We start from the raw sequence: 10,870 nt of genomic DNA on the forward strand, positions 1-10,870 counted from the left end.
CACGGAAGGCCGCCCCTCGGGCGGCCTTGCGATTCGGTGTTGCGCGCGTGAATCAGCGGACCGCCGGATGTGCGGTCCACCACCAAGCCTGGTTCAGCTGCGCCAACATGCCGGGGAGCATAACCGACCCCGGCGGCCCGTGCGACGGTCGCGGACCGCCGTCTCAGCCATTGAGAGAGGGCGTGGACGGCACCGGGGACCCCGTAATGTTGTCCGCGTGACCGTGAACGCTGACACCCGAGCACCCGCCGTGCAGGCGACCTGGCGAGACCTCCCCGCGGCGCAGCAGCCCGAGTATCCCGATGCCGAGGCCCTGCGCGCTGCCGTCGCGGAGCTGGAAAGCTATCCGCCGCTCGTCTTCGCGGGTGAGTGCGACCAGATGCGCGCCCGGATGGGGGCCGTCGCCAGGGGCGAGGCGTTCCTGCTTCAGGGCGGCGACTGCGCCGAGGCCTTCGACGGCGTGTCCGCCGAGCAGATCCGCAGCAAGCTCAAGACCCTGCTCCAGATGGGCGCGGTCCTCACCTACGCGGCGTCGGTGCCGGTGGTGAAGGTCGGCAGGATCGCCGGTCAGTACTCGAAGCCGCGGTCCAAGCCCACCGAGACGCGTGACGGTGTGACGCTGCCCACCTACCGGGGCGACTCCGTCAACGGCTTCGCCTTCACCGAGGAGGCCAGGACCCCGGACCCCGAGCGGCTGAAGCGGATGTACCACGCGTCCGCCGCGACGCTCAATCTGGTGCGTGCCTTCACCACCGGCGGTTACGCGGACCTGCGCCAGGTGCACGCCTGGAACCAGGACTTCGTGAAGTCGTCCCCGTCCGGGCAGCGTTACGAGCGGCTCGCCCGCGAGATCGACAACGCGCTGAACTTCATGAAGGCGGCGGGCACCGACCCGGCGGAGTTCCGTACGGTCGAGTTCTTCTCCTCGCACGAGGCGCTGCTTCTCGACTACGAGTCGGCGCTGACCCGTGTCGACTCGCGCAGCGGCAAGCTGTACGACGTCTCCGGGCACATGGTCTGGATCGGCGAGCGCACCCGTCAACTGGACGGCGCGCACATCGAGTTCGCCTCGAAGATCGCCAACCCGATCGGCATCAAGCTCGGCCCGACGACGACCGTCGACGACGCGCTCACCTACATCGACCGGCTCGACCCCGAGCGCGAGCCCGGCCGGCTCACCTTCATCGTCCGGATGGGCGCCGACAAGGTCAGGGACAAGCTCCCCGAGCTGGTCGAGAAGGTCACCGCGTCCGGCGCGACCGTGGCGTGGGTGACCGACCCGATGCACGGCAACACCTTCGAGGCCGCGTCCGGCCACAAGACCCGCCGGTTCGACGACGTCCTCGACGAGGTCAAGGGCTTCTTCGAGGTCCACAAGGCACTCGGGACGCACCCGGGCGGCATCCATGTCGAGCTGACCGGCGAGGACGTCACGGAGTGCGTGGGCGGCGGCGACGAGATCTTCGTCGACGACCTGCACCAGCGGTACGAGACGGCCTGCGACCCCCGGCTGAACCGAAGCCAGTCGCTCGATCTGGCTTTCCTGGTGGCGGAGATGTACCGGGCGCAGTAGGCGTCGCGGAGAGTTGCACGAAGTGGGGCGCGGATCGCGATGTGATCCGCGCCCCACCCCTTTGGGGGGACTGTTGTGCGCACCGGGCGGCGGGTAAGGTTAGGTTTGCCTCACCGTCGAGAACGGGACGGCGCCAGCCAACGATCCCGCCGGGAGGTGAACCGCGTGTACGTCTGCTCGTGCTTCGGCGTCACCGAGAAGCAGGTACGGGAACACGCGGAGGCGGGTGCGTGCACCCCCCGCCAGATCGCCTCCGCCTCGAAGGCCGGCACGGACTGCGGTTCGTGCGTACGCAGCATCCAGTCCATCCTCGGCCGTGGCGCCTGCCCGCGCCGCGAGCTGCTCGGGACGGCGACCGTGGAGACCACGGTCACGGAGCCGGCGGCCGTACAGGCGGCTGTGGCGCGCTCGGCCGTCGTACGGGCCGTCGCGGCCACGTCCCCGGGCCGGGAAGCGGCCTGACGCCCGCGAGCCCCTGAGCTTTTGAGGCGCACCGGTGTGCCGCGACCCGTCGGCCGGACCCCCCGGCCGTCAGCTGTCCGGCTGCTCGATCAGCTGGGCGATGTACAGCGCCTCGCCGAGCTTCTCCACCAGTTCCAGCTGGGTGTCGAGATAGTCGATGTGGTGCTCCTCGTCCTTGAGGATCGACTCGAAGATCTTCGCCGAGGTGATGTCTCCCTTGGCGCGCATCACCTCGACCCCGCGCCGCAGCCGGTCGATCGCCTCGACCTCGATCTGCCGGTCGGCGTTGAACATCTCGGTGACGGTCTGGCCGACACGTACATGGAAAAGCCGCTGGTAATTCGGCAGACCTTCCAGGAAGAGAATCCGGTCGGTCAGGATCTCCGCGTGCTTCATTTCGTCGAACGACTCGGCCCGTGTGTACTTCGCGAGCTTCGTCCAACCGAAGTTCTCCTGCATTTTGGCATGCAGGAAGTACTGGTTGATCGCGGTCAATTCGGCGGTCAACTGCTCATTGAGGAACTCGATGACCTCGGGGTCGCCCTGCATCGCAGAGGCTCCTTCCACACGGGGACTGGCCAGGATGCGCGCATCTTCGCACCGTGCCAGAACAGCGTCCAGTAAGGCCCCACTTAGTAGCAGTTGCCCGAATCGGGCCGTACCTGGTCATGACCACCCTTCGCGGTCTGTCACCATGGAAGGCATGGGTCAGCCGGAAAGCCGGGAAGAGCGGGAGTCGGCGCAGTCCGGTCTCCCACCGGGGCAGCGGCTCCAGCGCGGCTGGCCGGTCACCCATTACGGGCCCGTACCGAAGTTCAAGCCGGACCGCTGGGAGTTCCGCGTCTTCGGCGCCACGGCCGACGGTGACAAGCACTGCTGGAATCACGAGGAGTTCTCGGCCCTGCCGTTCTCCACAGTCGTCGCCGATCTGCATTGCGTGACAAAGTTCAGCATGCTCGGGGCCGAATGGGGCGGGGTACTCGCGCGTACGCTCCTGGAACTGGCTCCGCCGGCGCCGAGCGTGACGCATGTCATGATCTGGGCCGAGTACGGCTACAGCGCCAATGTCCGTCTCGACGACTTCACATCGGAGCGGTCCATCTTCGCCACACACAAAGGCGGCGAACTCCTGACCGCCGAACATGGATTTCCGCTGCGGCTCGTCGTGCCGCATCTTTACGCGTGGAAGGGCCCGAAATGGGTCCGGGGCGTGGAATACATGACCGCCGACCGCCGCGGCTTCTGGGAGGAACGCGGCTATCACAACATCGGCGACCCCTGGGGGGAGCAGCGCTACTCCTACCAGGAAGGCCCCGGGGACGGCCCGGAGCTGTAACCGGCCCCCCGGACCGCGGCTTCTCAGGCCCGTACGTCCTCGCGCAGCTTCTTCAGCAGCGCCACGTCCGCCGCGTGCCCCTCCTTGCCGCCGGGGGTCTCGATCACCAGCGGCACCCCCTCGGTCGCCGGATGCGCGAACAGCTCCCGGAACGGCGCCTCACCGATATGACCGGCGCCGACATTCACATGGCGGTCCTTACGGGCACCGGACACGTCCTTCGAGTCGTTGGCGTGGATCAGCCGCAGCCTCCCCGGGCCCACCGTCGCCACCAGCTCGTCCAGCGTCCGGCGGGTCCCGCCGGGCGCCGCCAGATCGTGGCCCGCCGCGAAGATGTGGCAGGTGTCGAGGCAGATGCCGAGCTTGGGATGCGAGTCGAGCGCGTCGAAGTACGGGCCGAAGTCCTCGGCGAGCGAGCAGAGCGAGAAGCCCTGTCCGGCCGTCGACTCCAGCAGCAGATACGGGTCGTCGTCGTGCGTCAGCTCGTCGAGGAGCGGCAGCATCCGCTCCCGTACCTGCGCCAGCGCCACCTCGCGCGGGCGCCCGCCGGTCGCCGAACCGGTGTGCACGACGACGCCCGGGGCGCCGATCTCCCGGCCCCGGCGCAGGCTGTGCCGCAGCGACTCCACGGACCGCTCGGCCGTCTCCGGCGTGTGGGAGCCGAAGTTGATCAGATACGGGGCGTGGATGTACGCCGACAGCCCCTCGGCCGCGCACTCCGTACGGAACTGCTCGTCCTGCGCCGGATTGCCGGCCGGGGTCGCCCACCCGCGCGGATTGGCGACGAAGACCTGGACGGTCTCCGCGCCGATGTCACGCGCCCAGGCCAGCCCCACACGGGCGAGGCCGCCCGCCACCGGAACATGGCCGCCGACGGGATTGCGCGGGCGGTCGTGGAGCGTCAAGCCTCAGATTCCCTTGGTCGTGATCGTGATCGTGCCGCCCTCGGGCGCCTGCTCGCCGCCCTCGACGGACTGCTTCGCCACGGTGTCGTCCAGGAACGGGAAGCTCCGGTCGACCTCCACCTCGAAGCCCGCCTCCGTCAGCTCGGTCCTGGCGTCGTCTATCGACTTCCCCGTGACATCCGGGACGGCGATCATCCGCGGGCCCTTGGAGATGGTCAGCGTGACGTTGTCGCCGCGGGCGAGCCTGCTGCCCTCCTTCGCCGACTGCCGGGCCACCGACCCCGCTTCCTCGGGGGAGTTGACCCGCTCGGCCGCGATCCGCACATCGAGTCCCGCGTCTTCGAGCGAGGCGGTCGCCTCCTCCTCGGACTGGCCGGTCACGTCGGGCATATGGACCGGCCGGCCCTTGCTGACGACCAGCGCCACTCCCGCGTCGGGCCGCAGCTCCGTACCCGCCTTCGGCTGGGAACGGATGATCTCGCCCTGGGCGGTCTCCTCGTCGAAGGACCGGGTGATCACACCGGGCGCGAGACCGACCTTCCTCAGCGCGTCCTTGGCGTCGGCCAGCGACTTGCCGGTCAGGTCGGGGACCCGCACGATCTCCGGGCCGCGTGAGATGACAAGGGTCACCGAACCGTTGCCCCGTATCCGGGACCGGGGCTCGGGGTCGGTACGCATGACGGTGCCGCGCTCGAACGTCTCGCTGAAGTCGCCCTCGACCTTCGCGTCCAGCCCGGCGTCGGCCAGGCGCTTCTTCGCGGTCTGCTCGGTCTGCCCGAGCAGGGAGGGCACCCGGGTGAACTGCCCCGAGTTGATGTACCAGACGCCGGCCCCCACACCGAAGACCAGCAGCACGGCCACCACGATCGCGAGGACGCCCCTGCGGGGGCGGGCAGGGCGCCAGGCCCGGCGGCCCGCAGGTGGCCGGCGCGGCGGGGCGGGCGGTCCCGGCGGCATCGTGAGCCGGCTGGTGCGGTGGACGCCGTCCGCCGGGGATGCGGCGGCCGGCCGGAGGTCGGGCGTATCGGAGCCGTCGTCGGGCGACGAGGGGCGCACCAGGCGCGGGATCACGCTCGTACGGTCGTCGGAAGCGCCGTGAGAGGCGGACGGCGCGTCGTGCGGGCGCGGGTCTCGTGGGCGCCCGGCCCCGCCGCTGTGGCTGTCCTGGGGCGCGGGCGTCGGAATCCGCGCCGCGTCGGGGCCACCGACGCCGTGCGCGCCGTCCTTCGTGGCCTGCGGCGGCACCGCGTCCAGCTGCGCGTCGTCCAGTGCCGCGCGCGTGTGACGGGTCAGCGCGAGGAGCGCCACCGCGTCCTCGGGGCGGATCTCCGGATTGCGGGCGGTGGCCGCCGCGACCAGTTCGTCCAGCTCGATCGCCATGCCGGGCACCGCGGCGGACGGAGCGGGCACGTCCTCGTTCAGATGGAGGTAGAGCACCTGCGCCGGGGTGTCGCCGCCGTGCGGCTTGGCGCCCGTCAGCATCTCGTGCAGGACGACACCGCACGCGTACACGTCGACGCGGGTGTCGGAGGTGCCGTACTCGATCTGCTCCGGTGCCAGATACGAGACCGTGCCGAGGATGGTGCCCGTGGTGTTGGTGACCGAGCCGACGGCCCGTACGAGACCGAAGTCGGCGACCTTCACCCGGCCGTCGTCCCCTATCAGCACGTTCTCCGGCTTGATGTCCCGGTGGATGAAGCCCGCCCGGTGGGCCGCGCCCAGCGCGGCCAGCATCGGCTCCAGGATGTCGAGCGCGGCACGCGGCTGGAGGGCGCCGCGCTCGCGCAGGACGTCCCGCAGCGTGCAGCCCTCGACGTACTCCATCGCCAGATAGACGTACGCGCCCTCGGCGCCCTGGTCGAAGACCCCCACCACGTTCGGATGCGCGAGGCGCGCCACGGACTTGGCCTCGCGGATGAAGCGCTCCACGAAGACGGCGTCGGTCGCCAGGGCGGGGTGCATCACCTTCAGGGCCAGGACCCGGTCGAGCCGGGTGTCGACGGCCCGGTAGACCGTGGCCATGCCGCCGACGGCGATGCGCGCGTCGACGCGGTAACGGCCGTCGAGCACCTGGCCGACGAGAGGGTCCTTGAGCGTGGTGTCCACCTGCCCGAGTCTACGAGCCGCCGCTGACACCCCCGCAGCCCCGGGTCGGGCCTGACACGCCACTGGAGCCGTCTTGTGACAGCACGCGCATCACATCGCGGCAACGGCCGCCGGGGCCCCGGGGGCGCCGGTCAGAACGCCGGCCGCTCCGGGTCCAGCATCGCCCGCCCCTCCGTGGGAGACGAGGCGTCGGCGAAGTGCCGGCGCGGGATACGGCCCGCACGGTGGGCCAGCCGGCCCGCCTCGACCGCGTGCCGCATCGCCTCCGCCATCAGGACGGGCTCCCGCGCGCGCGTGACCGCCGACGCCAGCATGACGGCCGCGCACCCCAGCTCCATGGCGAGCGCGGCGTCCGACGCCGTACCGGCCCCCGCGTCCAGGATCACCGGCACGCGCGCGTGGTCGGTGATCAGCTGGAAGTTGTGCGGATTACGGATGCCCAGACCCGACCCGATCGGCGACCCGAGCGGCATGATCGCCGCACAGCCCACGTCCTCCAGCTTCCTGGCGAGCACCGGGTCGTCGTTCGTGTACGGCAGGACGGTGAAGCCGTCGTCCACCAACGTCTCGGCGGCGTCGAGCAGTTCGATCGGGTCCGGCAGCAACGTCCGTTCGTCCGCAACCACTTCGAGCTTGATCCAGTCGGTGCCCAGCGCCTCACGTGCCAGACGGGCGGTGAGGACGGCCTCGCCCGCCGTGAAACAGCCGGCCGTGTTCGGCAGGACCCGGATGCCGAGGCGGTCGAGCACGGACAGGACGGAGCCCTGCACGGTGGGGTCCAGCCGGCGCATGGCGACCGTGGTGAGTTCGGTGCCGGACGCGACCAGGGACCTTTCCAGTACGTCCAGGCTGGGCGCGCCGCCCGTACCCATGATGAGGCGGGAGTCGAGGACGGAGTCGCCGATGACGAGCCGGTCGTCGGACATCGGGGTCAGCCTCCTTGGACGGCGGTGAGGACTTCGACGCGGTCGCCGTCGCGCAGGGTGGTGGCGGACCAGTGCCCGCGCGGGACGACGGTCTCGTTGAGCGCGGCGGCGACACCCGACGGGGCGGGGGCGAGGGTCGCGACGAGGACGTCGAGCGTGACGGGGGCCGCGAGGACGCGTGCCGCTCCGTTGACGGAGACGGTCAGCGCCCCCTTCGCGGACTCGTTCACCGGCTCGGACCCACGCGCGGGTCCGGACTCGTTCGCGGACTCGTTCACGGGCTCGTCCACCGGGTCGCCCACGGGCTCGTTCACGGAGGAATGCGTGATGTCGCTCATGCGTGCTGCTCCTGACGTACGGAGGCGGCGGGGGAGAAGCGGCCCGGCGCGAAGGGCCGCGCGTCGTCGGGCAGTTCGCCCGTCGTGAGCACGGTCGCCATCACCTGGCCGGTGACGGGTGTCAGCAGCACCCCGTTGCGATGGTGCCCGGTCGCCAGATGAAGGCCCGGCAGGGCGGTCGGACCGAGCAGCGGGGCGTTGTCCGGCGAGGTCGGCCGCAGCCCGGCGCGGGTCTCGGTGAGCGGGAGTTCGGTGATGCCGGGAAGGAGTTCATGGGCGTCGCGCAGCAGCTGGTACACCCCGCCCGCCGTCACCGTGGTGTCCCACCCCAGCTCCTCGCTCGTGGCGCCCACTACCAGTTCGCCGTTCTCGCGCGGCACGAGATAGATGTGGCTGCCGCGGACCTCGGCCCGCAGCGTCCGGGACAGGAACGGCGCGTACGGGCGCGGCACCGTCAGCCGCAGGACCTGGCCCTTGACCGGGCGCACGGGCGGCAGGACGTCGTCCGGCACCCCCGCGAGCTGCCCGCTGAGGCTGCCCCCGGCGATCACGACCTGATCGGCGCCGAGTTCGGTGCCCTGGTCGGTACCGTCGTCGAGGGTGATCCCGGTGGCCCGGTCCCGGGCCACCCGCAGACGACGGGCCCAGGCCCGGTGGAAGACCACCCCGGCCCGCTCGCAGGCCGTCACGAGGGCCGCCGCGAGCCTGCGCGGGTCGATCTGGTGGTCGCCGTCGACCCGCAGACCGCCGCGTACGCCCGGGGCGAGCATCGGCTCCAGCCGCCGGCACTCGCGGCCGGTGAGCCATTCGGACTCCAGACCCGATCTCCTCTGGAGGGCGTGGAGTTCACGCAGCTGCGCCCGGTCGTCGCTGTCGAGAGCGACGGCGAGCGTGCCGCAGGCCCGGTAGCCGGTGTCCCGGCCCGAGACCGATTCGAGCTCGGCGACGAAGTCGGGGTAGAGCCGCGCGGAGGCGATGTTCAGACCCAGCAACGTCTGCTCGCCGTGGTCGAGTTCGCTGACGGCGGCGAGCATTCCGGCGGCGACCTGGCCGGCGCCGCCGCCCGGCTCCGGATCGACGACGCCGACCCCGAGTCCGCGCTGCGCCGCCCGCCAGGCGGTGACGAGGCCGATGATCCCGCCCCCGACGACGAGGACGTCGGTATGAGATGACCGCATGGGCGTCCAGCTCCTCCCTTCGCCGGCATGACCCGGATCAGGTTCGTACGGTCGGAGGCCGCGTCAGCCTCCCTCTCAGCCCGCTGCGTCCGGGCTCCCGCGAGGTGTGAAGTCTCTTGTTCGCTACTGCCGATAAGCGCTTTACGGCCCAGCGTAACCCCCTGTCCCCGCGCCGGGTAAGGGAGTCGCCGTCCCCGCCGGGTCCTTAAGGTGATCGGGTGAGCGAGCAGCGGAAGCAGACGGACGAGCGGCGCACCGTCGTCGTCGGCGCGGGCATGGCGGGTGTGCAGACCGCCGTGGCACTGCGCGAACGGGGCTACGACGGTCCCGTCACCCTCATCGGCGCCGAACGGCACCAGCCCTACGACCGGCCCCCGCTCTCGAAGGCCGTCCTCCTGGGGACGGCGGAGAGTTCGGCGTTCGACGTGGACTTCGAAGCGCTCTCGGTGGAACTGCGCCTGGGGCTCGACGTCACCGGCGTGCGTCCGCGGGACCGGGAGCTGGACACGGAGGCCGGCCCCGTCCCCTACGACGTGCTGGTCCTCGCCACCGGCGCCGAACCGGTCACGCTGCCGGGCGCGGACGGCGTACCCGGCGTCCATCTGCTGCGCACCCTGGACGACGCCGCGCGGCTGCGCCCCGTCCTGGACGGCAAGCGGCACATCGTCGTGGTCGGCGCGGGCTGGATCGGCGCGGAGTTCACCACCGCGGCCCGGGAGGCCGACTGCGAGGTGACCGTCGTAGAGGCGGCCGACCGGCCCTTCGCCGGGGCCCTGCCCGCCGAGGTCGCCACTCCGATGGCGCACTGGTACGCGGAGAGCGGCGCCGAACTCCTCACCCACGCGCGCGTGGCGAGCGTCGAGCCCGGCACGGTGACCCTCACGGACGGCCGCGCGCTGGCGGCGGACGCCGTGGTCGTGGGCATCGGCGCCAGACCCGCCACGGCCTGGCTGGCGGGCTCCGGCATCGCGACAGGACCCGAGGGCGCCGTCACGGCCGACGACCGGCTGCGCGCCTCACTGCCCGGGGTGTACGCGGTCGGGGACTGCGCCTCGTTCCCCTCGGCCCGCTACGGCGAGCGGCTGATGGTGCACCACTGGGACAACGCGCTCCAGGGGCCGCGTACGGTCGCCGCCGACATCGTGGGGGAGTCGCACGAGCCGTACGACCCGGTCCCGTACTTCTGGTCCGAGCAGTTCGGCCGCTTCGTGCAGTACGCGGGCCACCACGCGCGCGCCGACACGCTCCTGTGGCGCGGCGACCCGGCGAGCGCCGCCTGGGCGGTCCTGTGGCTGCGCGACGGGGCGCTGGTGGCGCTCCTGAGCGTCGGCAGGCCGCGCGATCTCGCACAGGGCCGCAAGCTCGTCGCGGCGGGCGCGCGGATCGACACGGAGCGTGCCGTCGACCCCGCCGTACCGCTCAAACTGACGGCGCTCTGACCCGGCTCGGCTTCCGACTGTCAGTCCGGGATGGCAGGCTTGTCCTGTGACTGAGATTGACGCAAAGATCGATGCTCTCGTCCCTGCCTGGCTTCACCTGCCCGATATCGCGGAAATGCTCGATATCGAGGTGACGCGTGTACGCCAGCTCGTGAAGGAAGGCACGCTGATCGCCGTGCGTCGCGGTGAGAACCGCGCGCTCCAGGTGCCGGCGGCCTTCATCGACGGCAACAAGGTGGTCAAGGGCCTCGCGGGGACCTTGACGCTCCTGAGGGACGACAGCTTCACCGACGAAGAGATGCTCGAGTGGCTCTTCACTCCCGACCCGTCCCTGCCGGGCACGCCCGTGCAGGCCCTCAGCGAGAATCGCGGTACGGAGGTGAAGCGCCGCGCGCAGGCGCTCGCCGTCTAGGCCTTGCCGCCAACCGGCTGTGGGGGGGGGGGGGGGGGCCCCCCCCCCCCCCCCCCCCCCCCCCCCCCCCCACCGCCCCCCCCCCCCCCCCCCCCCCCCCCCCCCCCCACCCCCCCACCCCCCCCCCCCAACCCCCCCCCCCCCCGCCCCCCCCACCCCCCCGCGCCCCCCCCAGACGCCGCCGCCGCGGCTCCA

11 protein-coding genes and 1 riboswitch are annotated in these 10,870 nt (G+C 71.6%); of the genes, 5 read left to right on the plus strand and 6 right to left on the minus strand.

What is annotated here, in order from left to right:
* Positions 1-217: 217 nt before the first annotated feature.
* Together ACFYNU_RS36515 and ACFYNU_RS36520 are read left to right on the plus strand one after the other, a co-directional pair.
* Complete coding sequence (locus tag ACFYNU_RS36515; protein WP_069626965.1) at positions 218-1,573, plus strand: class II 3-deoxy-7-phosphoheptulonate synthase; 1,356 nt, start codon at positions 218-220, stop codon at positions 1,571-1,573.
* Positions 1,574-1,738: 165 nt separating this feature from the next.
* Positions 1,739-2,035, plus strand: a complete 297-nt coding sequence (locus tag ACFYNU_RS36520) for a (2Fe-2S)-binding protein (protein WP_356593039.1) — start codon at positions 1,739-1,741, stop codon at positions 2,033-2,035.
* Between the two features lie 69 nt (positions 2,036-2,104).
* Here ACFYNU_RS36520 and bfr read toward each other — a convergent pair whose 3' ends face one another.
* Positions 2,105-2,584, minus strand: a complete 480-nt coding sequence (bfr, locus tag ACFYNU_RS36525) for a bacterioferritin (RefSeq protein ID WP_356593037.1) — start codon at positions 2,582-2,584, stop codon at positions 2,105-2,107.
* A gap of 154 nt (positions 2,585-2,738) precedes the next feature.
* On the opposite strand from bfr, the gene ACFYNU_RS36530 reads away from it, so the two are divergent.
* Positions 2,739-3,371 (plus strand): sulfite oxidase-like oxidoreductase, encoded by a 633-nt coding sequence (locus tag ACFYNU_RS36530; RefSeq protein ID WP_356593035.1) that lies wholly within the window; start codon positions 2,739-2,741, stop codon positions 3,369-3,371.
* Between the two features lie 23 nt (positions 3,372-3,394).
* Here the strand turns inward: ACFYNU_RS36530 and ACFYNU_RS36535 are convergent, their stop codons facing one another.
* From ACFYNU_RS36535 to thiO, 5 genes are all read right to left on the minus strand, one after another.
* On the minus strand, positions 3,395-4,276 hold the full coding sequence (locus tag ACFYNU_RS36535) for a deoxyribonuclease IV (RefSeq protein WP_356593033.1): 882 nt from the start codon (positions 4,274-4,276) through the stop codon (positions 3,395-3,397).
* A 3-nt stretch (positions 4,277-4,279) separates the two neighbouring features.
* Positions 4,280-6,382 carry a Stk1 family PASTA domain-containing Ser/Thr kinase gene (pknB, locus tag ACFYNU_RS36540; RefSeq protein WP_356593031.1) on the minus strand — a complete coding sequence of 701 codons (2,103 nt, stop codon included), beginning with the start codon at positions 6,380-6,382 and terminating at the stop codon, positions 4,280-4,282.
* Positions 6,383-6,513: 131 nt separating this feature from the next.
* A complete protein-coding gene (locus tag ACFYNU_RS36545) occupies positions 6,514-7,308 on the minus strand; it encodes a thiazole synthase (protein WP_356593029.1) in 795 nt (264 codons plus the stop codon).
* 5 nt (positions 7,309-7,313) lie between these two features.
* A complete protein-coding gene (gene thiS / locus ACFYNU_RS36550; RefSeq protein WP_356593027.1) occupies positions 7,314-7,646 on the minus strand; it encodes a sulfur carrier protein ThiS in 333 nt (110 codons plus the stop codon).
* The gene (thiO, locus tag ACFYNU_RS36555) at positions 7,643-8,824 is read right to left on the minus strand and encodes a glycine oxidase ThiO (protein WP_356593025.1); all 1,182 of its coding nucleotides are present in this window, start codon (positions 8,822-8,824) and stop codon (positions 7,643-7,645) included. Before thiO ends, thiS begins: the two co-directional genes overlap by 4 nt.
* Positions 8,821-8,935: riboswitch (TPP riboswitch) on the minus strand. It overlaps the preceding gene by 4 nt.
* A 164-nt stretch (positions 8,936-9,099) precedes the next feature.
* On the opposite strand from thiO, the gene ACFYNU_RS36560 reads away from it, so the two are divergent.
* Together ACFYNU_RS36560 and ACFYNU_RS36565 are read left to right on the plus strand one after the other, a co-directional pair.
* Positions 9,100-10,263, plus strand: a complete 1,164-nt coding sequence (locus ACFYNU_RS36560) for an NAD(P)/FAD-dependent oxidoreductase (RefSeq protein WP_388768526.1) — start codon at positions 9,100-9,102, stop codon at positions 10,261-10,263.
* 46 nt (positions 10,264-10,309) lie between these two features.
* Complete coding sequence (locus ACFYNU_RS36565) at positions 10,310-10,675, plus strand: Rv2175c family DNA-binding protein (RefSeq protein ID WP_356593021.1); 366 nt, start codon at positions 10,310-10,312, stop codon at positions 10,673-10,675.
* Positions 10,676-10,870 lie beyond the last annotated feature (195 nt).

Origin of the sequence: Streptomyces sp. NPDC006643 (genome assembly GCF_042870175.1) — a bacterium.
Classification (GTDB): Bacteria; Actinomycetota; Actinomycetes; order Streptomycetales; family Streptomycetaceae; genus Streptomyces.

What these genes read in the sequence shown, in the direction of transcription:
- bfr (WP_356593037.1), bottom strand. Translation starts at nt 2,584, where the DNA reads ATGCAGGGCGACCCCGAGGTCATCGAGTTCCTCAATGAGCAGTTGACC.
- ACFYNU_RS36530 (WP_356593035.1), top strand. Translation starts at nt 2,739, where the DNA reads ATGGGTCAGCCGGAAAGCCGGGAAGAGCGGGAGTCGGCGCAGTCCGGT.
- ACFYNU_RS36545 (WP_356593029.1), bottom strand. Translation starts at nt 7,308, where the DNA reads ATGTCCGACGACCGGCTCGTCATCGGCGACTCCGTCCTCGACTCCCGC.
- thiS (WP_356593027.1), bottom strand. Translation starts at nt 7,646, where the DNA reads ATGAGCGACATCACGCATTCCTCCGTGAACGAGCCCGTGGGCGACCCG.
- thiO (WP_356593025.1), bottom strand. Translation starts at nt 8,824, where the DNA reads ATGCGGTCATCTCATACCGACGTCCTCGTCGTCGGGGGCGGGATCATC.
- ACFYNU_RS36560 (WP_388768526.1), top strand. Translation starts at nt 9,100, where the DNA reads ATGGCGGGTGTGCAGACCGCCGTGGCACTGCGCGAACGGGGCTACGAC.